At 62.1% G+C, this 23,779-nt stretch carries 20 protein-coding genes; 16 read left to right on the forward strand and 4 right to left on the reverse strand.

Annotated elements, in window-relative coordinates; all coding sequences use genetic code 11:
- Positions 1–26: 26 nt before the first annotated feature.
- Complete coding sequence (locus tag ACYZTS_RS17480; protein WP_461990804.1) at positions 27–758, forward strand: tRNA (adenine(22)-N(1))-methyltransferase; 732 nt, start codon at positions 27–29, stop codon at positions 756–758.
- On the opposite strand, the gene ACYZTS_RS17485 is transcribed toward ACYZTS_RS17480, so the two are convergent.
- Positions 755–991 (reverse strand): hypothetical protein, encoded by a 237-nt coding sequence (locus tag ACYZTS_RS17485; RefSeq protein ID WP_461990806.1) that lies wholly within the window; start codon positions 989–991, stop codon positions 755–757. The genes ACYZTS_RS17480 and ACYZTS_RS17485 overlap by 4 nt on opposite strands.
- A 76-nt stretch (positions 992–1,067) precedes the next feature.
- Between ACYZTS_RS17485 and ACYZTS_RS17490 the strand changes: the two genes are divergently transcribed.
- Entirely contained in the window at positions 1,068–1,235 is a 168-nt protein-coding gene (locus ACYZTS_RS17490) for a hypothetical protein (protein WP_461990808.1), read from the forward strand.
- A gap of 113 nt (positions 1,236–1,348) precedes the next feature.
- Here ACYZTS_RS17490 and ACYZTS_RS17495 read toward each other — a convergent pair whose 3' ends face one another.
- The 3 genes from ACYZTS_RS17495 to gspG form a co-directional block, all read right to left on the reverse strand.
- A complete protein-coding gene (locus ACYZTS_RS17495; RefSeq protein ID WP_461990809.1) occupies positions 1,349–2,305 on the reverse strand; it encodes an alpha/beta hydrolase fold domain-containing protein in 957 nt (318 codons plus the stop codon).
- 147 nt (positions 2,306–2,452) lie between these two features.
- Positions 2,453–3,640: a type II secretion system F family protein gene (locus tag ACYZTS_RS17500; RefSeq protein WP_461990811.1), complete on the reverse strand. Its 1,188-nt coding sequence runs from the start codon at positions 3,638–3,640 to the stop codon at positions 2,453–2,455.
- A 14-nt stretch (positions 3,641–3,654) separates the two neighbouring features.
- On the reverse strand, positions 3,655–4,089 hold the full coding sequence (gspG, locus tag ACYZTS_RS17505) for a type II secretion system major pseudopilin GspG (RefSeq protein WP_028623227.1): 435 nt from the start codon (positions 4,087–4,089) through the stop codon (positions 3,655–3,657).
- A 196-nt stretch (positions 4,090–4,285) separates the two neighbouring features.
- Between gspG and ACYZTS_RS17510 the strand changes: the two genes are divergently transcribed.
- The 14 genes from ACYZTS_RS17510 (at position 4,286) to ACYZTS_RS17575 (ending at position 23,778) form a co-directional block, all read left to right on the forward strand.
- On the forward strand, positions 4,286–4,894 hold the full coding sequence (locus ACYZTS_RS17510) for a lytic transglycosylase domain-containing protein (RefSeq protein WP_461990813.1): 609 nt from the start codon (positions 4,286–4,288) through the stop codon (positions 4,892–4,894).
- A gap of 330 nt (positions 4,895–5,224) precedes the next feature.
- A complete protein-coding gene (mnxG, locus tag ACYZTS_RS17515; RefSeq protein ID WP_461990815.1) occupies positions 5,225–11,065 on the forward strand; it encodes a manganese-oxidizing multicopper oxidase MnxG in 5,841 nt (1,946 codons plus the stop codon).
- Positions 11,066–11,229: 164 nt separating this feature from the next.
- The gene (locus tag ACYZTS_RS17520) at positions 11,230–13,203 is read left to right on the forward strand and encodes a YncE family protein (RefSeq protein WP_461990817.1); all 1,974 of its coding nucleotides are present in this window, start codon (positions 11,230–11,232) and stop codon (positions 13,201–13,203) included.
- Between the two features lie 13 nt (positions 13,204–13,216).
- Positions 13,217–13,873, forward strand: coding sequence for an SCO family protein (locus tag ACYZTS_RS17525; RefSeq protein ID WP_461990819.1), 657 nt, complete (start codon positions 13,217–13,219; stop codon positions 13,871–13,873).
- Positions 13,870–14,496 (forward strand): SCO family protein, encoded by a 627-nt coding sequence (locus ACYZTS_RS17530; RefSeq protein ID WP_461990821.1) that lies wholly within the window; start codon positions 13,870–13,872, stop codon positions 14,494–14,496. The genes ACYZTS_RS17525 and ACYZTS_RS17530 overlap by 4 nt, the downstream gene beginning before the upstream one ends.
- Before the next feature lie 9 nt (positions 14,497–14,505).
- On the forward strand, positions 14,506–16,056 hold the full coding sequence (locus ACYZTS_RS17535; RefSeq protein ID WP_461990823.1) for a cytochrome c/ABC transporter substrate-binding protein: 1,551 nt from the start codon (positions 14,506–14,508) through the stop codon (positions 16,054–16,056).
- A gap of 13 nt (positions 16,057–16,069) precedes the next feature.
- The gene (locus ACYZTS_RS17540) at positions 16,070–17,023 is read left to right on the forward strand and encodes a peptidylprolyl isomerase (RefSeq protein WP_461990825.1); all 954 of its coding nucleotides are present in this window, start codon (positions 16,070–16,072) and stop codon (positions 17,021–17,023) included.
- A gap of 221 nt (positions 17,024–17,244) precedes the next feature.
- Complete coding sequence (locus tag ACYZTS_RS17545; RefSeq protein ID WP_461990827.1) at positions 17,245–17,778, forward strand: response regulator; 534 nt, start codon at positions 17,245–17,247, stop codon at positions 17,776–17,778.
- 83 nt (positions 17,779–17,861) lie between these two features.
- Positions 17,862–19,568, forward strand: a complete 1,707-nt coding sequence (locus tag ACYZTS_RS17550) for a GspE/PulE family protein (protein WP_461990829.1) — start codon at positions 17,862–17,864, stop codon at positions 19,566–19,568.
- Positions 19,549–20,352 carry a hypothetical protein gene (locus tag ACYZTS_RS17555; protein WP_028623237.1) on the forward strand — a complete coding sequence of 268 codons (804 nt, stop codon included), beginning with the start codon at positions 19,549–19,551 and terminating at the stop codon, positions 20,350–20,352. The genes ACYZTS_RS17550 and ACYZTS_RS17555 overlap by 20 nt, the downstream gene beginning before the upstream one ends.
- Position 20,353: 1 nt before the next feature.
- Positions 20,354–20,899: a PilN domain-containing protein gene (locus ACYZTS_RS17560; protein WP_028623238.1), complete on the forward strand. Its 546-nt coding sequence runs from the start codon at positions 20,354–20,356 to the stop codon at positions 20,897–20,899.
- Positions 20,886–21,434: a GspMb/PilO family protein gene (locus ACYZTS_RS17565; protein WP_461990831.1), complete on the forward strand. Its 549-nt coding sequence runs from the start codon at positions 20,886–20,888 to the stop codon at positions 21,432–21,434. The genes ACYZTS_RS17560 and ACYZTS_RS17565 overlap by 14 nt, the downstream gene beginning before the upstream one ends.
- Positions 21,434–21,949: a hypothetical protein gene (locus tag ACYZTS_RS17570; protein WP_028623240.1), complete on the forward strand. Its 516-nt coding sequence runs from the start codon at positions 21,434–21,436 to the stop codon at positions 21,947–21,949. The genes ACYZTS_RS17565 and ACYZTS_RS17570 overlap by 1 nt, the downstream gene beginning before the upstream one ends.
- Positions 21,946–23,778 carry a secretin N-terminal domain-containing protein gene (locus ACYZTS_RS17575; protein WP_461990832.1) on the forward strand — a complete coding sequence of 611 codons (1,833 nt, stop codon included), beginning with the start codon at positions 21,946–21,948 and terminating at the stop codon, positions 23,776–23,778. The genes ACYZTS_RS17570 and ACYZTS_RS17575 overlap by 4 nt, the downstream gene beginning before the upstream one ends.
- Position 23,779 lies beyond the last annotated feature (1 nt).

The raw sequence follows: 23,779 nt of genomic DNA on the forward strand, positions 1-23,779 counted from the left end.
ACGCACCACGTTAAAAGGAAATACCGTTGAGCCCACACACATTGTCCATGCGCCTGGAGCGGGTGGCGGCGCATGTGCCTGCCGGTGCGCGGCTGGCCGATATCGGTTCGGATCATGGCTACTTGCCGGTGGCGTTGATGCGGCGAGGCACCATCACCGCGGCGGTGGCGGGGGAGGTGGCGTCTACGCCGTTCCACGCAGCCGAACGCACGGTGCGCGATAACCAGCTCGCCCAGCAGATCAGCGTGCGTCTGGCCGATGGCCTGGCGGCAATCGAGCCCGATGATGGCATAACCGCTATCACCATTTGCGGCATGGGTGGCGAGACCATTCGCGACCTGTTGGAGTCTGGCAAGGCCCGCCTCAGCCGCCGCGAACGCTTGATTCTGCAACCCAACGGCGGCGAGCCACCCCTGCGCCACTGGCTGATGGGCAACGGTTACCGCATCCTCTGCGAAGAACTGCTGCGGGAAAATCGCTTCGACTACGAAATCATCGTCGCCGAATACGTCGGGACCGTGCAATACACGGCCGAACAGTTGTACTTCGGGCCCCTGCAGATGCAGGCACGCAGCGCAGTGTTCCTCGCCAAGTGGCAACGCCGACTGCGCGAGAAGCAGAAAACCTTGATTCATTTGGGTCGCGCGCGCCAGGCAATACCCGAAGAGAAGGTGCAGGAGCTCGCTCAGGAAGTGCGGTGGATCAGCGAGCTGCTGGCGTGCCCGACCGACAGCTCAGTCCAGCCCATCGACCGCTAGAGCCACGTGTTCACCACGCGCCGATCCAGTTCCTCCCAATCGGCCATGCCCAACACTCGCGTGGTATTCAAACCGCGCAAATAACCGCGCAACTGATTGGCGGTTGCTGAAACAAGCTCAGGGTCAGGCGCGGTTTCAGCCAGTAATACGGTTTCGTACTGGGCCAGGTACTCAGCCACCCGATCGCGGAACTCAGGCAGCACGGCGTCGCGGATCAGATCGAACGTTCTCAAGGAGAGATCCTCATCTGTCTTTTGTGATGGAGTACGCATTCGCCTGCGCGGCGCGCAACTATCGTTAGAAGTAATAGTGACCATTACCAAACGCAAGTTTTGTTTTTCCGGCAAAGGCTGGAAAATCACCTCCATCGAACGTTCTGACTTCACATTTCACCGTGTTGTTGAGGTTCTTGCCGGACCTGTTTTTGTCAACGCCTCACCGAGCTCCTTTGGTTGGCCGCAACCAACCAATTCTTGACCCCGCTCCCTACTGGGTTGCGGGGTTTTTTTTAAATGATTAAACAGCGAGGAGTCAGCGCCACCGAAGAAATTGAACACAGTGTTCGATAACATGTGGGTAGTGCAGGTCAGTCAGCGAATCTGAGGATGGATTCGCTGACTGATCCACTCCCGACTATGCGCCAGCACCTTGGCTGCTGCGGCCGTAGGGAAGTGGATGAACCCGTGCGGGCACGCCGGCAACAGGTGCACGTCGATCTGCGCAAACGGCTTCCAGCGCTCGGCAATCTCGAGCGTGTCGTCACGCAGCGGGTCCAGTTCGCCGACAAACAGCAGCGCGGGAGGCAGACCGTCAAAGTCGCCATACAGCGGTGACAGCGGCGGTTGCCGACGTTGCTCGTCGCTTGAATCCGGGGTGAGCATGCGCAAGGCATCGACCATGCCGGGGCCGTCCAGTACGAGCGTTTCGGGGCCTGCGGCGCGTACGCTTGGGGTTCCCGTAAGGTCGTAGACGCCGTAGTAAAGCACCGCGCCCTTCACCCGGCGAAGCAAGTCCGGCCATGCCTTGAGCGCCAGCAGGGTGGCGGCGGCGAGATGCCCGCCGGCGGATTCACCCACGACGATCACCGCAAGGCCGGCAAATTCTTCGCAGTCGTCACTCAACAGCCAGCGCGCTGCGCCCAGGCAGTCGCTCATCAGGTCTTCAACCGGTGTCGTTACCGCCAGCCGATAATCCACCGAGACCGTTGCGACATTGCACGCGTTGACCATGGCGACGTTGAAGGCATCGTTCATCTGCGCATTGCCGATCACCCAGCCGCCACCGTGAAAGTCCAGCACGACGCCTTTTACCGGTCCTTTCGGTCTGATGATCCGCAAGGAAACAGCCACGCCATCAACGCGGATCACCCGCGTCTCAGCTTCGACGCCATGCCGGGCCAGCTTGCCTGCACCGCCGATCTGGCCCAGGCGCAAGAGTGCCTGAATCACACGCGGGGTGACGCGATTGCGGATGCGGAAGCGCGGCAACCAGGCGAGCGTCTTGTTGAACCGCCGCACCTGCGCTAAATCGTGCTCATCCAATGTCATTGAGGTTTTGCCATCCAAGTGGGTCAGCTCTGATGGGACTGATGGGTGATCAGTCGTCGCGAATGCGTTCTTTATAGGCTGAAGTCCACATCGAATGTAGAAGCGCTGCGCCGATCAGGCATCAATTTACCACTGAAACCTCCAAGTTCACTGAATGCTCGACGCCAATTCAAAGATCGGGATGTACATCAGAATCACGATCACGCCAATCAACAACCCGATAAATGTCATCAGCAGCGGCTCGAACAAACGCACGAACCATTCGATCCAGCGGCTGATTTCTTCGTCGTAGAAATCGGCGCTGCGTTCCATCATTTGCCCGAGGTTGCCGGACTGTTCGCCGGCGCGCAGCAGGCGCAGGGAGACGGGGGTGACGAGCTGGTTGAGTTCGAGGGCGGCGGACAGCGATTGTCCTTCGCGCACGCGTTCGCAGGCCTGGTCGAGACGCACGCGGGAGCCGACGGTGAGCAGATTGCGGACCATGCCCATGGCGGTGACGAGCGGGATGCCGCCTTGCAGCAGGATGCCCAGCGATCGGTAGAAGCGGGCGAGTTCGTACATGAAGATGCGTTGGTGCACCGCCGGGAGTTTTTCGATGAGGCGGTCGACGCCGCGGCGGAAGGCCGGTTGGCGCTGGAGGAAGGCGAGGCCGACGATGATCGTCACCAGTGCGCCGAAAAACTCGCCCTGATGCGCATGCAGGAACATGCCGCAACTCATCAGAACCTGCGACAGCCACGGCAGATTCGAACCGAGCCCTTCAAACACCAGACTGAAACGTGGCACCACGTAGCCCATCAAAAACAGCACCACGCCACCGCCAACCACCAGCAACAGCAGCGGATAGATCGAGGCGCTGACGATGCGCTGCCGCACCTCGTCCATGCGCTGGCGGTAGCTGACGTAACGGCCCAGCGCGTCGCCGACAGCGCCGGTTTTTTCGCTGGATTGCACCAATGCGACATACAGCGGCGGGAACACCGCAGACAACTGGCCAAGCGCCTGGGAGAACGATTTACCTTCGTACAGCAGCCGCACCAGTTCGCTCAATGTCTTGCGCGCCTGTGGAGCGCTTTCTTTCTCTGCGAGGCTTTCCAGCGCATCGATCAATGGCAGCCCGGCATTCAGCAAAGTGGTCAGTTCCTGGCTGAACAGCACCAGGTTGAAGGTTTCCTTTTTGCGCAATCGCAGCGCTCGCCAGTGTCGCTCGACGTGCAGGCTGACCACGCGCAAACCCTGATCTTCAACGATGCGCCGAGCTTCGCTATGGCCAGGCGCTTCGACCGTCATCGAGACCACACCGGCCTTGCCCACGGCTTTGAGATGAAAGCGCATGCTCGACACTCCCGTCATTGCCAACTGGTGACTTCGGCGTTCTCGCCTTCGCCGCCGGGCTGGCCGTCCTTGCCCATCGACAGCAGATCGTACTCGCCGTTTTCGCCGGGGTGGCGGTAGGCGTAGTTACGGCCCCACGGATCCTGCGGGAGTTTTTTCTGCAGGTACGGACCGGTCCAGCGGGTTTCATCGCTGGGGGCGGTGACCAGCGCCTGCAACCCCTGTTCGGTCGACGGGTAATGGCCGACCTCCAGGCGATACAGGTCCAGGGCTTTGCTCAGGCCTTCGATTTGCGCCTTGGCCACCTTCACTTCCGAGCGGCCGAGTTGAGCGAAATACTTCGGCGCGACGATACCGGCCAACAGCCCCAGCACCACCAGCACCACCAACAGTTCGAGCAGGGTAAACCCGCGTTGGGAACGCGGAGCACAACGCAGACGCTGTTTCATGATGACCTCACACAATTAGGCAGAAGGGTCGCTGAGAGGTCTTATGCAATTGCCATGCTCACGGTTCGGCATCCTCCTCAACTTCCCGAATTACGGGGCTTTGCAGTTGCGGCACAGTGCTTGCGTATGGCTGATCCACGACCGTCCATTGGGGCATTACCCCCACTTTCCGGGGCCGGTCAGGGGAGGCACAACAATGAAAACACTCACCACCGGACTGCTCGGTTTTCTGCTGCTGACCGGCGTCGCTCAGGCCGATGTGTTCGTTTCCGTAGACGCCAAGGGCAGCTACGTGCTGTCCAATGTCCACCGTCCCGGCCGTACTTATGAACGGGTCATTCGCGACCCGCAATCGTCGCTGGTCAGCCTTGATCAGCAACCGCAAATGATCGCCCGGCAGCCCTATGCCGAACTGGTCTCGGCGGCGGCCACAGCGCATCAATTGCCGGCCGCGTTGTTGCACGCGGTGATCCAGGCCGAGTCCAGTTACAACGCCGAAGCGACGTCGCCGAAAGGTGCGGGCGGGTTGATGCAGCTGATGCCCGACACCGCTCGCGAGCTGGGGGTGGAGGACGTCTATGACCCCAAATCCAATATTCAGGGAGGAGCGCGTTATCTCAAGCGCTTGATGATCCTGTTCGACAACGACATCAGCCTCGCGGTGGCCGCTTATAACGCCGGGCCGCAGGCGGTCCTGAGCCGTGGCGGCGTGATCCCGCCGTTCACCGAAACCCAGCGTTACGTGCCGAATGTGCTGCGCCAATACCGGCGATTGCAAGGCCTGGCGGTGGATGCGCCGCTGTGACTGGGGGGTGCCCCGAATGTGGGGGAACACCAGGCCGACGATCGCGCTCGGCGCTTCGCTCAATCCAAATACTGCACGTGGCCCGAGCCGGACGCAGCCTCGCAGGCTCGACAGCTGCTACAGAAACGGATGCGGCCTTCACAGCCGTGACAGAGCACGTTGGCTAAGGCCCGCCCGTAATAGGGGGATTGGGTGGGGAATATCCCCCGGCCTATTCAAATCGGTTCGCAACTCACTGAATCAATTAACTAATTTGTTATGGCATGCCGATTGCTCCAGCGACATTGTCGTGAACCATTCCTTTGAGCACCTACTGCGAGGTCCATCATCATGACCGGCAAATCCAACGCTCAGTCTCTGTTCCACTTGCTGCTGTTGGTGACGTCGATGATCGGCCTCAGTCAAGCGCAAGCAGCCCTGCGCTGTGAGCGCAACCTGGTCGCCAACGTCGTGGCGCTGGACCAGCCGCTGATGTTCAACCGCCTCGGTGCGCAGAACGTCAACGGCATGATGTACGCCCTGCGCCGCGACGTGGTCGACGACCACGATAAGTCGCTGGCCCAGGGCGGCGCGGCGGTGCCAGGGAAAGTGTCGCTGCGCCCGGACAAACGCCCTCGGCCACTGGTGCTGCGGGTCGCTGCCGGCGACTGCCTGACCGTCAACCTGCAAAACCTGCTGGCCTATCAAGCCAACCCACACTCCTCGGACGATGGCGGCGAGGAGGAGGGCGAAGAAGAGGAAGGCCACGAAGATGAAGACCTGCAAAACGCCAATCAGCAATCCTTCAAGGCCGATGAGCAGGTGCGCGATCGTCACGTCGGTTTCCAGGTCAACGGCCTGCAAGCGGTCAACAGCATTGATGACATTTCCTCCTACACCGGGCGAAACGCCAATACCCTGATCGCCCCCGGCGCCAGCCGCACCTACACCCTGTACGCCGAGCGCGAAGGTGCGTTCACCGTCAGCAGCCGTGGCGCGACGTTCGGCAGCGAAGGCACCGCAGGCAACAATGCCAATGGTTTGTTCGGCCAGGTGGCAGTGATGCCCAAAGGGGCAAAAATTTATCGCAATACGCTGACTGAAGAAGAAATGCGCCTGGCCAGCACCGGCCGTACACCGGCCGGCCAGCCCATCGTCGATTACCAGGCGCGCTACCCGCAGCGCGAACCGTGGATCCGTGAAGGCAAGGCCGGTACGCCGATCCTGGGTATGATCGATGGCAATGAGATCATCACCACCGAAGCCGATGCCGTGGTCATGGGCAGTAACGCCGACGGCAGTTTCCCGGCCTCAACGTATCCGCTGGAAACCCTCGGCAAACGCAACCCGGCGATACCGAATCGACTTGAAGCCTTCCGCGATTTCTCCTCGCAATTCCAGGATGAAACCGCCGTGACCCAGGCATTCCCCGCTTACTGGGCGGACCCGGTGATGGGCCATGTGCTGGAACCGACCCGCGACTCCTTCATGATCAACTACGGCTCCGGCGGCCTGGGCGCCGAAGTGCTCGCCAACCGCCTGGGTGTGGGGCCGATGCACGATTGCCTGTCCTGCGCCTATGAGGAGTTTTTCCTCAGTTCGCATACCGTCGGTGACGTCGCGATGCTGGTGGACGTACCAGCCAACTCCGGCCTGGAAAACATCGCCCCGGGGCAGACACCGAGCGCTGATCAGGTCGGAATCAAGGCGACCATGGCGCTGTACCCGTCCGAACCTTCCAACGTCAACCACAGTTACATCGGTGACTTCGTCAAATTCCGCAACACGCATAATGGTTATGAACACCACATCTTCCACCTGCACGGACACCAGTGGCTGTTCAATCCCAATGACGACAACTCCGATTACCTCGACGCCCAGGGCATCGGTCCGGGCTCCGGCTACACCTATGAAATCGCCAACGGCGGTTCAGGCAACCGCAACCGCGTCGCTGGCGATGCCGTCTATCACTGCCACTTCTACCCGCACTTCGCCCAGGGCATGTGGGCCATGTGGCGAGTGCATGACGTGTTCGAAGAAGGCACCAGACTGGAAGTGTCGCAGCAGGGCGAGGACGGCTTCCACAGTGAGCCTTTCGCATTGCGCAGCGGTAAACCGGCGGCAGGCGCACGGGCCTTGCCCGATGGCGAAATTGTTGCAGGCACCCCGATCCCCGCGATCGTGCCGCTGCCTGGCAAAGCCATGCCGCCCATGCCGGGCAAAGTTGCAGTGGTGCCTAAAGTCGGCACAACCCTGCTCGCCGCCGGCGATGACGATGATGATGAAGAAGCCGGCGATGACGACGGCCCCGGCGATGTGCAGGCCATCGGTTCCCTGGCCCTTGTGGATCGCAGTGAAGCCAACCGCAACGCCGACGGCAGCCTGAAAAACCCTGGCTATCCGTTCTGGATCGGGGGCATGGAAAGCTCGGTCGGCCAACGCCCGCCAACGCCGCCTCTGGACATGCTCGACGCCGCCACGGCGCAAAGCCTGAAAGCCAGCGGCAATGCCTTGTGGGCCAACCTTGACCCTGCGCAGTCGGGCGGCTGGGACGGCGGACTGGGGCGGCACACGCTGGATGGCGTCTCGGCCGGTGGCCAGGCGCAGACCGTGACCACCTCTCTGGATTTCTCCAAGTCAGTGACCCGCGCCAAACCGATTTACCTGCCCGAAGAAGGCACTGAAGTCGAACAGGCGGCCATGTTGTTCCACTCCAAAAAAGATCACCCGAGCTTCGCCTTGCTGCCGGGTAATCAAATCGTGGCGCGCAGCTTCCGCACCAACGGCGCACTGCCAATCGCTGGCGCGCCTTATTACGAACCGTGCATGGATGACCGGCAAAAACGTCTGACCAGCAGCGCCGGCACGGGTGAATTTGCCAGCGGCGAGCGCGCCGACGGCATGTCGTTTCTCGGCAGCTCGAACTTCACCGCCGACCGTCCGCGTGTCTATAAAGCCGCCAACATCCAGTTTGACGCGGTGTACAACAAAGTCGGTTATCACTTCCCGCAAGCGCGCATCCTCGCATTGTGGGAAGACGCCTGGCCGGTGATCACCAAACAGCGTCCGCCAGAGCCGCTGGTGATGCGCATGAACACCTTCGATTGCGTGCAATACCTGCAAACCAACCTGGTGCCGGCCACTTATGAAATGGACGATTATCAGGTACGCACACCGACCGACGTGATCGGCCAGCACATTCATTTGCCGAAATGGGACCTGACCTCAGCCGATGGTTCGGCCAACGGCTGGAACTACGAAGACGGCGTGCTCTCACCTGGCGCCGTGCAGGAACGCATTGAGGCGATTCGTGAGTTCAACGACTGCGAAGGCGCGGATCCGCGTGACGGCACACCCGCGTGTCCGAAAGCGAAAAATCACCCGTACTTCGGCCAGTTCGGCCGGGCCGACTGGGTGGGTGCGCGGACAGCAATGCAGCGTTGGTTCATCGATCCGGTGATCAACATCAAAGGCGTCGATCGTGGCCTGGGCACCATTTTCACCCACGACCACCTCGGCCCATCGACGCACCAGCAGATCGGTCTGTACGCCACCGTGCTTGCCGAGCCTGCCGGTTCCACTTGGTTCCATGGCGAAACCGGCGAACCTTTGCACAGCGGTGCACGGCAGGATGGCGGGCCGACTTCGTGGCAAGCGGTGGTCTCTACCGGCGACATCGACGGTGACGGCCGCAATGACAGCTTCCGCGAGTTCTTCCTGGAGTACAGCGACTTCCAGCACGCCTATGAAGCCGGCGTCTATGTTGGTGCCGGGCCCAATGGCGTGCCGGATCCACAAGCGTTCCCGGCCACTGCCGACACGTTCCGCTACGCGATTAACCCGCCGGTGCGCGACAACACCAGCCAGTTGCTCGAACAAGTGGTGGAAGTGCGTGGCGGGGTGCTGCCGGTCTGCCCAAGCCGGCCTTGCCCGCAAGCGATCTCGGTGGATGATCCGGGCATGTTCGTCGTCAATTACCGTAACGAACCGCTGGCCCTGCGGGTGTACGACCCGAACAAGGTCGGCCCGGACGGCAAGCGCGGCATGCAGGCCGACGGCCTTGGCGGTGACCTCGCTTACGCCATGCAAAGCCGTACCGACCGGGCGATTCCGGTGATGAACCTGGCGCCCAACCTGATCACCTCGGCGAGCGGCCCAACCGGTGGCACCACGCTGTTCCCGCCGCACATCAACCGTGGTTCAGAGCCGGGCGATCCGTTCACGCCGATGCTGCGTACCTACACCGGTGACAACGTGCGGCTGCGGGTACACGCCGGCGGTCACGAAGAAGAGCACAACGTGACGTTGCACGGGGTGAAATGGCTGCAAAGTGGCACCGGCTACGGCAACAGCTCCAACTCGGGCTGGCGCGCGTCGCAGATGGTCGGGATCTCAGAGCAGATGGGCTTCGTGGCACCTGTTTCGATGCTCTCCAGTTCAGCGGCGACCACCGGCGATTACCTTTACTCGATGGACGCTTCGCTCGAAGGCTACTGGAATGGCATCTGGGGCGTGATGCGCAACTACACCGCGCAGCGCAGCGATCTGTTCGCGTTGCCGAACAATCCGAAACCAATGGGCATGCGCAACACCGTGGCGTTCGATGGCACCTGCCCACGGATGAGCGCCAACCCCAACGGCATCGGCACACGGCCCACCGTGCAGCGCAACTACGATGTGGTCGCGGTGCTGGCTAACGACATCCTGCCGAATCCGTTGGGCCTGACCATCGGCGATCCAGCCGGGATTGGCCAACACGTCGGCGGTCCGTTGAATGCGGCCGGAGGCACCCTGGTGTACAACTCGCGGACCGTGAGCATCCCGCAGGTCACCATCACCGATCCGGAAGATGGCGAGACCTTCACCATCGGCGGGCAGAGCGGGCCGCTGCATGACCCGACTGCCGTGTTGTATGTGCGCAAGGGCGATCTCGATGCAGCCACCGGCAAGCTCAAGCCCGGCATACCGGTCGAGCCGCTGGTACTGCGCGCCGCTGCGGGTGATTGCATCAACATCACCCTGGAAAACCGCTTGCCGAGTGTGATGCCTGACCTGGCCCAAACGGCGATTCTGCAGGGCCTGGCCAAGCGTGACCGCAACGACGGGCAAGGTTCGACGACCTTCAACAACAACTTGTTGCGGCCGTCCAGCCACGTTGGCTTGCATGCGCAATTGCTGGCCTATGACATCACTAAATCCGATGGCACCAACGTCGGCGCCAACCCGATCCAGACCGTGCCACCGCGTGTCGGCAGCACCGGTGCTTACCCGACCCGTACCTATCAGTACTACGCCGGGCACCTGGAACGCGAAGGCAAACCGGTCACTCAGCTGGGCCGTAACGTCGACAACATCAACGCCACGGCGGTGGAATTCGGCGGCTTGAATTTCACCCCGGCGGATGTGATCAAGCAACCGCAAAAAGGCCTGGGCGGGGCCATGAGCGTGCTGCCGATCGGTTCGACCTGGGTTGAAGATGCCAAGCGTGCTTCAGCCACGGTGACCGCGCCGGGGCAGACGGTCTATCGCGACTTTGCGATGGTGTGGCAGAAAGCCTTGAACACCCGTTGGGCGAATGGCCGCCCGGTCGAAGGCATCGCCTCGGAAGGCAACGGCATACCGAATGATCCGAAAGACAACGCCAGCATGGCCGCCAACTACAAGGTTGAGCCGATGTGGTTCCGCTTCGGCCTGGCCCCTGATGCACCGTTCGGTCACGCCGGCAGCCCCGGCACCTACGGCGACGTGCCGAATGCGCACATGGCTTTCAGCAACGCGCTAGTGGCCGGTGATCCGCAGACGCCGGTGTTTTATGTGAAACTGGGGCAACCGTTCCGCACGCATATCCTGATGCCGTCCGGTGGCAGCCGTGGTTCGACCTTCCAGCTCGACGGTCACGTCTGGTCGGTCAACCCGTTCCTGTCGGAGAAGAGCGATGCCAGTGGTTACCCGTTGAGTGCGCCAGGCATTGGCTCGGTGCGGTTCGGTTACAACCCGATGTCGATGTACATCGGCGCCCGGGAAAGCGTGCTGCCAGCAGCGCACTTCAGCTTCATGCACCCGAGCGCCGGCGGCAGCAATGCGATCCCGGGCGACTACCTCTACCGCGACAACGCCTCGTTCGGCAGCGCCGCCGGTTTGTGGGGATTGCTGCGGGTTACCAATGAACCAGAACCCGCCCCGGCTCCGTAGAAAGGAAGGTTGAGGTGTGTGGCGGGAGACGCCGCACACCTTGTGGGAGCGAGCCTGCCCGCGAAAGCGTTATTCGCCTCACTGCAAACCGAGGTGACTTCTTCGCGAGCAGGCTCGCTCCCACAGCGGCGCGCCCAAGGCAGATTGATGAGGGGAGAATCACCATGAACAGGACCATCAAACTCACCACCGGCGCGTTGCTGGCCGGGCTTGGGCTGATATGGCTAACGGTGGGGCAGACGACCACCGCGCCGACCAGGCTCGCAACCGCCGCACCCGCCGCACCCGCCGCAATGCCGGTCACCGCCAACGATCAGACCCTGGTCCGCGACGGTGTCTCCATCGCGCTGGAGATGCAGTCCCTGGCGAAGGACGGCGTGCTGCGCGAAGGCGAATTCGCCGACGTGCGCTTTCGCATCAACGACAGCACCTCCGGCCAGCCGCTCTCCGGCGTCGCCCCTGGTGCCTGGCTCGACCCGGAAACCGTTGCCGGCGACAAGGCCCAGGGCCGTGAGCAAAGCTGCAAATCGCGGGTCGGGGTGTTCCTCAAATCGAACATCGGCGCGCGACCACTGCTCGACCTCAACAGCTATTTCCTGATGGTGATGAACCGCGACGCCAGCGTCTCGGTGGTCGACCCGACCGTCTCGGTGGGCGGCGTCACCAGCACCATGGCGCGCATCGCGATCAAGCAGCCGCCCATGGACTGGGTCACACCGCGCGACAACAAACGCGTGTTCATCTCGATGCCCACTGCCGGCGAAGTCGCGGTGATCGACAGTCAGCAATTCAAATTGATCGACTCGGTCAGCGCCGGCAGCAACCCGGTACGCGTCGCGCTGCAACCGGACGAGCGCCTGCTGTGGGTCGGCAACAATGCCGCGAAGGCGGAAGAATCCGGCGTCACCGTGATCGACGCACAAAGTCTCAAACACCTGAAAACCCTCGCCACCGGCCCCGGTCATCACGAAATCGCCTTCAGCAAAGACAGCCGGCATGCCTTCGTCACCAACCGCGACGACGGCACACTGAGCATCATCGACATCGCAACCCTGACCGTCAGCAAACAACTCAAAACCGGTTCGCACCCGCTGTCAGTCGCCTATTCGCCGCTGTCCCAGGCGGTGTACGTGGCGGATGGCAAGGACGGTACCGTGACCGTTGTCGACGCAGTCAGCCACGCTGTGCGCAAGGTGATCAACGTCAATCAGGGCCTTGGGCCGATGGGCTTCAGTGCGGACGGCCGGTACGGCATCGCCCTCAATACCCTCGAGAACCAGGCCTCGGTGATCGACGCCGCCACCGACTCGCTGATCCATCAACTGGACGTGTCTGCCGAACCCTATCAAGTGGTGTTCACCAAGGCCTACGCCTACGTCCGCGGACTCGCCTCGGCCAAGGTCACCATGATCAACCTGTCGTCGCTGGGCGAAGGCCGTACGCCGATCAGCCAGGGTTTCGAAGCCGGCCCGCAGGCACCACGCCTGGCCGGTGACTTGCCACTGGCGTCGAGCCTGGCAGTGTCGCGCGATGACAACGCGGTGTTCGTGGTCAACCCGGTGGACAACACCACCTATTTCTACGCTGAAGGCATGAACGCACCGATGTCCGGTTACCCCAATCGCGGACAAGTGGCGCGCGCGGCGCTGGTCATCGACCGCAGCTTGCGCGAGGTCGAGCCGGGACTCTACAGCGCGCGGGTCAAACTGCCGGCCGCCGGACGCTTCGACGTGGCGTTCCTGCTCAACCAGCCGAACATTATCCATTGCTTCAGCGCTGCGGTGGAGGCGGATAAAAACGTCAACCCACTGGCCGGTCCACCGAAGGTCGAGTTCATGCTCGACAAATACACAGCGTCCGTAGGCAACCCTTACGTGGTGCGCTTTCGCATCGTTCAGGGCCAGCAGAAAGCGCGGCGCAGCGGGGTCAAGGACGTTCAGGTGCGTTACTTCCGCGCGCCGTCTTCGCGTGCCCAGGAGGTCGCCGCGCTGGAAGTCGGCAACGGCATCTATGAAGCCCCGGTGAGCCTCGACCAGAACGGCGCCTGGTACCTGCATGTGCGTGCGGCGTCCCTCGGCGCGAGCTTCGATGACAAGACTTTTGCCAGCGTTCGGGTCTTGCCCGGCAACGCCCACTGAAGGGGAAATCGACATGAACCGATTCGCACACCGTGGACTGCTGACGTTCTGCCTCCTGGCCGCTGGCATCGGTCAAGTCCTGGCGCACTCGGCGGACGAACACGCCGGGCATGACATGTCCGCCAAAAGCGCCAGCGCCGAGAGCGCTCAGGTGAAATTCGCCGACGTTGCGCTGGTCGATCAGAGCGGCAAAGCGGTGCGCCTGGAGAAGGACTTGGTGACCGACAAAATCGTCGTCATGAGTTTTATCTACACCAGTTGCACCACGGTCTGCCCGGTGGTGTCGTCGATCATGGGCAAGGTGCAGAAACAGCTCGGCGCCCGGGTCGGCAGCGAGGTGCAACTGGTGTCGATCAGCATCGATCCGCAGCGCGACGACCCCAAGCGCTTGAATGACTACGCCCGTGCATTCCAGAACGGCCCGGGCTGGAGCTGGCTGACCGGGAGCACGCAATCGGTCAACGCAACCCTCAAGGGTCTGGGCAGCTTCAGCGGCGACTTCAAAAGCCATCAGCCGCTGATCCTCGTCGGCGACGGCAATAGCCGCCACTGGACGCGCTACTACGGGTTTACCGACCCGGCGGTTCTGAGCCGAGAAGTGGAAAAACTCAGCGGCCTGCGCAACAGCCACGCCAAGCACACCGCTATAGCCATGGAGCACCACCCATGAAAGCGCTCGCGTTGATCTTCCTCACCATGATGAGTTTTCCGGCGTTCTCCCACGAAGGTCATCAACCGGCTGCGGCCACAGAGCCAGCGGCAGAAACAGCAAGGGCGGCGCAACCGGCCCCCGGCACCCGTGACGCAAAAACCTGGTTCACCGACACCCCGCTGCAGGATCAGAACGGCGAAACCCTGCGCTTTTACAGCGATGCCTTGCAGAACCGCATCGTGCTGTTGAACGTGATCTTCACCCATTGCACCGATGCCTGCCCGCTGATCACCCAAAAGCTCAAGCAGGTGCGTGAAGTATTGGGCGACAAGGCGGACGGCATCACCTTTATTTCCCTTACCAGTGATCCGCTGCGGGACACCCCGGCGGTGCTCAAGGCTTACACCTTGAAGCAGGGCGTCGATGGCCCCCACTGGCTTTTTCTGACCGGCGACAAGGCACAAATGGACCTTGTATTGAGCCGCATCGGCCAGATCATCCCGAGCCCCGAACAGCATTCCACACAGCTGATCGTTGGTGACGTGGCCAACAAACGCTGGAGCAAGATCCGCCCCGATGCACCGGCCGCTGCCATCGCCCAGCGCCTGCAGCTGCTGGCAATGCCCGTGGCCGGCCGTTGAGTCAGGGCCGTGAACACTTCATTCGCCCTCTGCCTGTTGGTGCTCGGTGGTCTCAGTTTGACCGTGCACGCGCTGCCCCTCAGCCCCAGTGAAAGCGCGGGTAAGCGGCTTTACCGCGAGGGCGTGTCGGCCAGCGGTGATCCGATCATGGCGCGGGTCGGTGCGGCGGACGTGTTGTTGCCCGCCACCCGTTTGCCCTGCGCCAACTGCCATGGCGCCGATGGCCTCGGGCGGCCTGAAGGTGGCGTGCGCCCGCCCGATATCAGCTGGTCGCGACTGAGCAGCACCTACGGCCAGCAGCAAATCAACGGCCGTAACTATCCGGCCTATTCCGAAAGCAGCCTGGCGCGGGCGGTTCAGCAGGGGCGCGATCCGGGTAACCATCGGCTCGACCCGGCGATGCCACGGTTCGTCCTGTCGATGAAGGACCAGCGCAACCTGAGCGCCTACCTGAAGCGGATTGCTGATGATCGTGATCCAGGGCTGACCCCGGGAACTCTGCACCTGGGCACTTTGCTGCCGAGCAAGGGGCCGTTGGCCGAGGAGGGCGCCACCGTCGCAGCGGTACTCAACGGCAGTGTCGCGCGCATCAACGAGGCCGGCGGCCTGCACGGTCGGCAAGTGCATCTGACGATTGTCGATCCGGGCCCGGACCGCGCCAGCGCCGAACAGGCCTTGCAGCGCTTGATCGAGCAAGAACAGGTGTTCGCCCTGATTGCACCGTTGGCACCGGCACTGGGCACGGACCTGGCACAGCGCCTGGAAAGCGCCGGCATTCCACTGATCGGGCCACTGTCGCTGTTGGGCAGCGCGCAAAGCAGTCGGCAGATTTTCGAATTGCTGCCGGGCCTGCGCGAACAGATGATCGCGCTCGCTGATTACGCCGCCGAGCGCTTGCGCGTGCTGCAAGGGCCGACCTTAATCATCCATCCGAATGAGTCGAACCAGCGCCTGGCCGCGCAGAATCTCGCTCAGTACTTGCAGGACCGCGCCTGGCAAAACGTCAGTCTGCAAACCTATGACGTGACGCAGGACGCGTTGCCACTGGGCTCGCGCTCGGTGTTTTACCTGGGCAGCAGCGGCGGCTTCAGCAAGCTTGCCGAACGCTTGCAAAGCGCCGGGCAGGTGCCGTATTTGTTCGCCGCCTCGAACCAGGTGGCGGGGGACCTGATGCAGGTGCCCAGTGGTTTTTCCAGGCGGGTGTTTCTCGCTTACCCGTTTGTGCCCAGCGACTGGACCCTGGCCGGGCGCACGGCCCTGACCCGTTTGCGCGAACATCAAGGTTTGGGCGGTGAGCACACGGTGCTGCAGGTCGGCGCCTACAGTTCGATGCTGCTGTTCAGCGAAGGCATGAAGCAGGCCGGGCGCGATGCCAGTCGCGAGAAACTGGTCAGCGCCCTGGAAGGCCTGCATGACTTCGAGACCGGCCTGACCCCGCTGATCAGCTTCGGCCCGGGTCGACGCCTGGGCCTGAGTGGTGCGCACATCGTCACCGTGGAGCTGCCCGACCAGCGCTTCTATCGGGTCGCCCCTTATAAACCCATTGCCGCAATGCCCTGAGCGGAGGCCGATCATGAAAATCACCAGCGTGTTGATCCTGCTTGCGTTGTGGCTGCCAGTCGCGTTCGCCAACAATGGTCCGGTGGCTGCACGGGTCAATGGCGAAGAAATCTCCGAGATGCGCCTCGAACGCTATTTCGCTGAATTCCTCGAGGATCAGGGGCGCGCCGTGGGCAACATTCGCAATCCCAAGGCCTACAAACAGCTGCGTCAGGCGGCCCTCGACACCCTGATCGACCGCGAATTGCTGTGGCAGGAAGCCGTCAAGCGCGGGGTGGTGATCAGCGACGCCACGGTGCAGGCGCAGGTCGAGCAAACTCGCCAGGCCGTTGGCGGCCCGGACAAATTTGCCCAACGCCTGAGCGATGCCGGTTTCGACGAGCCGGGATTTGTCGAGTACACCCGCCGCGAGCTGGCGGCGCAGCAAGTGTTCGCCGAATTGACCAAGGGCAGCGCACCGGATGAGCAACAGGTGCGTGCGTTCTTCGCCGAACATCGCGCCGCGATGAGCCGGCCCGAGCAAATTCAGGCCCGTCACATCCTGGTCAAAGTGCCTGGCGGTGCCGATGCCGCGACAGTCGAAGCAGCGCGGCTACGCCTGGTAAAAATGCAGGAAAAAATCAGCCAGGGTGCGGACTTTGCCAGCGTGGCTCAAAGGGGTTCCGAAGACAGCTCGGCCAGCAATGGCGGTGACCTCGGCTACTTCGCTCGCGGGCGCATGCTGCCGGAGTTCGACGCCGCCGCGTTTGCGCTCACACCCGGCGCGGTCAGTGAGCCCGTGCGCACGGCAGTGGGTTGGCATCTGATTATTCTTGAGAACCACATGCAGGCCGCCGATGTCTCAGAAGAAGAAGGGCTTGAAATAGTTCGGGCGCACCTTGCCCGACAGCAACAGGCTGAAGTGCGGGAACAGGTCTTGGCTCAGTTGCGATCAAGCAATCGAATCGAACGGATTGACGATGACTGAAGTTTCCCCCCCAATAGTGGGGAAAGGATCTGACCCTCTCCGTACGCTTCCCCACAGTTGGGGGGCGGGGTGCCAGGACCAGTTGGCTTTTCCATGAATTACAACGACATGCAGCGGCAATAGAACCGGCGCTAAGCCTGGCATGAAGTGTGCGTTAGCCTCAATAAGGCGCGCACTCCGCCAGGTACGTTTCTCGGACCTGCGGTTTCAAGGAGTCCACCTTGGTAAACAAAGTACTGGTTGTTGAAGACGAACAACTCCTTGCTCAAAACCTCAAGGAATACCTTGAAGCGCAAGGTCTGGACGTCCGGATGGCACATGAAGGTGCGGCGGGAATCGGTGAAGCCGAACGTTTTGCACCCGATGTGATGGTGTTCGATTACCGCTTGCCTGATATGGAAGGTTTTGAGGTGCTCGATGCCGTCCGCCAGAACGGGAAGTGTCATTTTGTGCTGATCACCGGGCACCCGACCGCCGAAGTTTGCGAACGGGCCCGCCAGTTGGGCGTCAGCCATATCCTGTTCAAACCCTTTCCGTTGGCGGAATTGGCCCGTGCAGTTTGTGATCTTCTGGGAATCAAGCGCGAACCCAGAGCAGGCATGGACACATCCGTAGGTTTCGTCGAACGACGCCAGAGCAGGACCGAGAGTTTCCCGCTGCAGTTGTACGACGGCAGTTGGGTGCTGGCAGATCGTCGACGCAACCCGTCGACTTCCATGGCACCAGACGACGAACAATTGCTCACCGGGGATTAGTGACGCGACAAGAGGTTCGGCTCTCGCCGTAACTGCTCGCCGCGTCGACAGGGCTTCAAGCCCCCGGCGTTGGAGAGCAAGCCATGGACCTTCTATCCCTTGCCGTAGAGCCGGCGCTGCTGGACTGCACACCGTCCCGTTTCACCAGCGAACAACTGGCCCAGGCCCGCGCTCGTGCAACCACCTCCGGCGAGCGCATGCTCGAAGCCCTCGGGGTGCTTTGCGAACTGGCGCCCAGGCCGTTCATTCAGTGCCTGGGCGCGACCCTGCATTATCCGGTGCTCGACACCGACACCCTGTTCAGCGCCACGCCGGTGTTCGACCGGGTCACCCTGGCCCAATGCCTCAAACGTGAATTCATCCTGCTGCGCCACGACGACGCTGTCATCGGCGTGTTTGCCGACCCCTTCGACAGCGGCCGTCTGGCCTGGATCGACGACTGCCTGCACGGCGCGCCGCTGTACCTGGTGCATGCCGATGACCTCAAAGCCTATCTGGCGCGTCACGAAGAAAGTTTTCACGCGGTGGAATCGCTCAACGCCCAGGCCGGCGCCCATATCGAAATCGACAACCTGCAAAGTCTGTCCCTGACCAGCATCAGCGAGGACGCCAGTGTCGTCGTCAAACTGGTCAACTCGACCCTGTACGACGCGCTGAAAATGCACGCCAGCGACATCCACCTGGGCACCACCGGCAGCGGTCTGGTGATCAAGTACCGGATCGACGGCGTGCTCAACAACATCAGCAAAATCCAGGGCAGCGAGTTCGCCGAACAGGTGTTATCGCGGGTCAAGGTCATGGCCGAGCTGGACATCGGCGAGAAACGCGTGCCCCAGGACGGTCGCTTCAAGATCGGCATCAGCGGGCGGCAGATCGACTTCCGCGTGTCGATCATGCCAAGCATTTTTGGCGAAGACGCCGTGCTGCGGGTGCTCGACAAACAGGACCTGGCCGACAAGGTCTGTGGCGTTCAGTTGCAGGCGCTGGGTTTCGAAGACGAGACCTTGCGTCAACTGCGCCGCCTCGCCGCCGAACCCTACGGCATGGTGCTGGTGACCGGCCCGACCGGCAGCGGCAAGACCACCACGCTGTACGCGATGATCACCGAGATCAACCACGGCGTGGACAAGATCATCACCATCGAAGACCCGGTGGAATACCAGTTGCCGGGCGTGCTGCAGATTCCGGTCAACGAGAAAAAAGGCCTGACGTTTGCCAGGGGCCTGCGCTCGATCCTGCGCCATGATCCGGACAAGATCATGGTCGGCGAGATCCGCGATCCGGACACCGCGCAGATCGCCGTGCAATCGGCGCTCACCGGCCACCTGGTATTCACCACCATTCACGCCAACAACGTGTTCGACGTGATCGGCCGTTTCACCCAGATGGAAATCGACCCCTATAGCCTGGTCTCGGCGCTCAATGCGGTGCTGGCGCAACGGCTGATCCGCCTGGTCTGCGCCACCTGCAGTACGCCGAGCAATCCCAGCGATGAAGAGTTGCAGGCGTCGGGGCTCGATCCTCGGCAGGTCGATCACTATCAATTTGTGCATGGCAAAGGCTGCGGAAATTGCCGTGGCACCGGCTATCGCGGGCGCACGGCGATTGCCGAGTTACTGCACCTGGACGACGAGCTGCGGCAGATGATCGTCGAGCGCCAACCGATTTCGAAGATCAAGGCTCACGCGTGCAAACGAGGCTTGCGCTTGCTGCGCGAGTCGGCGCTGGAACTGGTGCAGGCAGGGCGGACCACGCTCGAGGAGATCAATCGTGTCACTTTTGTCTCGTGATCGTTTTATCGCCGTGCTCGGCGCCAGTGGCGTCGGCCTCGGCCAGCGCAAGGGCAGCGAAACCCTGTGGCTGGGCAGCGTCGGCTTCATCGACGAAGGTTTTCATGCCTGGTCGGTGGCGCTGGAAACCCTCGACCACCTGCTCGCAGAACACACTCGCCCTGGGGCTGAGTTGAGCGTGGTAATTTCCGGGCACTTCGGGCGTTTTTGCCTGGTGCCCTGGAGCGACCAGATCAGCAGCCCGGCCGAATTGCTCGGTTTCGCCACGCTGTGTTTCGAAGACCTGTATGGCGTACCGACCCAGCCCTGGAACGTTGTGTTGTCGCCGGAGCCTGCCGGTTACGACCGCATAGCCACGGCGCTGCCGCAGGAGTTGCTCGAGCGTCTGCGCAACCTCGCCAGCGCGCGCGAAGTGCGGCTGGGTTCGGTGCAACCGTACCTGATGGCGGCGTTCAATCACTTCGACAAAAGCTTCGACGCTGGTGACTTTCTGTTCGTGGTCGCCGAGCCGGTGCGCAGCGTGCTGCTGGTGGCCCGCGAAGGGCGCTGGGCCTCGGTGCGCTCCGTCGGCACTGGTGACAGTGACGCCGCATTGAGCGCGCTGATCGGCCGCGAAAGTCAGTTGCAGGCCTCGACCAGCGAGCGACCGCTGAACCTTTATCTGCATGCGCCGGCGCGTGTCGACGTGCAACCCGATGTGCCCGGTGTGCAGTTGCGCACCCTCGAAGAAGACCGGACCCACGTACGCGATTACCTGTACGTGATGTCCCGGGCGGTGGCCTGACATGCGCCCGCTGATGCTCGATTTTCAGCCACGTCGCCGCTCCGGTCCTTTGGGCTGGAGCCTGCTCACCGTCGGCGCCGTATTAACGGTGGGTTGCCTGTTCGTCCAGCACCACCTCAGTGAGCAGGCGGCGCAACAGCAAGGCCACTTGCAAACCGCGCAGCGTGTGCTTACCGGCGACAGTGGCAGCAAGACCAGCCTGACCCCGGCCGAAACCCGCGAACAGGCACAAAACCTCGCGGAAATGCGCAAGGTCTCGCAACAGCTGCGGCGGCCATGGGAGCACCTGTTCGCCATGCTCGAAAGCATGCCACGGGACAACATCGCGCTGCTGGCACTGACCCCGGATGCGCGCAAAGGTCAGGTGCGGATCAGCGCCGAGGCGAAAGACCTGGAAGCGATGCTCGGCTTCCACCGCAACCTCGAAGCCAGCGACGAGCTCTCCGATGTGTCGCTGCTGAGCCACGAAATCGTCGCCAACGTGGCGGAACGCCCGGTGCAATTCAACCTGTCGGCTACCTGGGAGATTGGCGATGCGAATCCCTAAATTGATCGTCCACGAATATCTGCAAGGGCTCGGCGTGCCAGGACTTGCGGGGCTGGCGATGGTGCTGGTGGCGTTGGTGTATGGCCTGGCGGGCCTGATGCCGGACTGGCAATCGCTGCAACAGCTCAGCCAGCAGACGCGCGAAGCCGGCGAGTACCTGGCCCGCGTCGAGAACGGCAGCGTCGCCGCACCAGTGGTGCCGCAGCGCCAGCTCGATGACTTCCGCAGCAAGCTGCCATCACAACCGCAGGCCACGGTCGCCATCGACAAAATCTACGCGTTGGCCGCGCAGGAACACATCACCCTGGCCCGTGGTGAATACGCCTTGGGTATCGATCCGAAAACTCACCTGGCGCGTTATCAAATTCTGCTGCCCGTGCGCGGCAGCTACCCGCAACTGCGGCGCTTTCTGCATGCCTTGCTGTTGCAACTGCCGGCCGTGGTGGTGGAAGACGTCGAGTTCCAGCGCAAGAAGATCGCCGACACCGACCTGACCGGCCGGATCCGCATGACCCTTTACTTGTCGAGGTCATGATGAATACCAAACGCGTAGCGGGATGGCTCGGTTTCTTCGTCGTCGCGGCGGCGCTGGCCTGGTTGCCTGAATACCTGATGCCCACGGACAACAGCGATGTGGTCGCCGTGGTGGCCCGCCCGGCCAAAGGCACAAACGTCGGCACGCTGCCGGCGGCTTCTACGAGCAAGAAAACCGCCGTGGTCAAGGACCTCAGCCCGGCCGGTGACCTTTTCGCCGCGCGCAGCTGGAAAGCCGCACCGAAGATCGCCACCGTCATTGAACAACCCATCAGCGTCGCCCCGGTCGTGCAAGTCCCCACTGCACCGCCGATGCCGTTCCAGTTTGTTGGCCGCATGGATGACCGTTCCGACTTGCAGGTTTTTCTGCAGAACGGCGAGAAAATATACGTCGTACGCAAAGGGGATGTGATCGACGAAACGTGGCGGATCGAGGGTATTTCCGATGTGGAATTGAGCCTGGTCTACCTGCCTCTGCATTTATCCCAGACGTTGTCTGTGGGGAGCGCGCAATGAACAGATCCCGTTTATTGACCAGTTTGTGCCTGTGCACCGCGCTGGCCGCGTGCAGTTCGGCCCAGGTCGCCAACAAGGAAGCGTCCGACCTGATCGAACAGGGCCAGTACGAAGCCGGCCTGGCGCGGATCGAAGATGGCCTGCGTGAAAATCCTCGTGACACGGAACTGCATCTGGCCTTGAACAGCGGCCGTGCGAAAGCGATCACTGCGCTGCTGACTGAAGCCGATGCCGACCGTGCGCACCGTGATTTTCCCCAGGCGCGCATGGGTTACAGCCGGGTGCTGACCATCGAACCGAACAACCGTCGTGCGCAGGACGCGTTGCGCCAGCTCGACTACCTGCGCAGCATGGATGAAAAACTCGAACTGGCCCGGGGCGACCTGCGTCGCGGCGACATTTACGGCGCCGATCGCCAGGTCAAACAGATCCTCGAACTGGACCCGAAAAACGACGGCGCGCTGGAACTGCAAGGCAATATTCGCCTGGTGCAGAGCCGCAACGTCATCCCGTATCCGCAACTGCGCACACGGCTGGATCGGCCGGTGACCCTGGAGTTTCGCGACGCCAACCTGAAGACCATTTTCGAAGTGCTGTCGCAGGTCGCCGGGTTGAATTTCATCTTCGACAAAGACCTGCGCCCGGACATGAAAGCCACCATCTTCGTGCGTGACGTGCGCATTGAAGACGCCGTGGAACTGCTGCTGCAACAGAACCAGCTGCATCAGAAAGTGGTGAACGAAAACACTTTGCTGATCTACCCGGACTCGCCGCAAAAGCTCAAGGATTATCAAGAGCTGGTGATGCGTACCTTTTACCTGACGAGCATCGACGCCAACACCGCGCTGAACATGATCAAAACCATGCTCAAGACCCGCGACGTGTTCGTTGATGAACGCCTCAACACCCTGACCATGCGCGACAGCGAAGACGCGATTCGCATGGCGGAAAAGCTCCTGCAGTCGCAGGACCAGTCCAACCCCGAAGTGGTGCTGGAAGTGGAGGTGATGGAAGTCGCCACCCAGCGGATTCTCGACCTCGGCCTGCAGTGGCCGAACACCTTCGGCGTGGTCAACAGCGATGGCTCGGCGGTGACGTTGCTCGATCAGCTCAAAGGCATCAACTCTAGCCGGATCAGCATTTCGCCGTCGCCACAGGCCAAGATCAACGCGCAGGACAACGACATCAACACCCTCGCCAGTCCGGTGATTCGCGTCAGCAACCGTGAACAGGCGCGCATCCACATTGGTCAGCGCGTACCGATCATCAGCGCCACGTCGGTGCCTTCCACCCAAGGGCCGGTGATCACCGAGAGCGTGACTTACCTGGACGTCGGTCTGAAGCTGGAAGTGCAGCCGACCGTGCACCTCAACGGTGAAGTCGCGATCAAGATCGCGCTGGAAGTGAGTAACGCAACGCCGCTTGAGCCGACCCGGCAGGGCACCATTCCCGTGCAGGTCGACACCCGTAATGCGCAGACCACCTTGCGTCTGCATGACGGCGAAACGCAGATCCTCGCCGGGCTGATGCGCAACGATCACGGCGCCACCGGCAACAAGATTCCAGGCCTTGGCGACATCCCCGGGCTGGGCCGTTTGTTCGGCAGCAACAAGGACACCGTTGGCAAATCCGAGCTGGTGCTGTCGATCACGCCGCGCATCGTACGAAACCTGCCGTACCAGAGCCCGTCGGACATGGAATTCCCCACCGGCACCGAAACCAGTCTGCACATCCAGGCACCGGACCGGCGCATGCAGACCTCGACTCAGCCTGCGGGCCTCGACCATCCGGTCGCGGTCAACGCCCCAGTCGTTGTCGGGAAGCCTTGAT

It is taken from the genome of Pseudomonas sp. TMB3-21 (assembly GCF_054898145.1).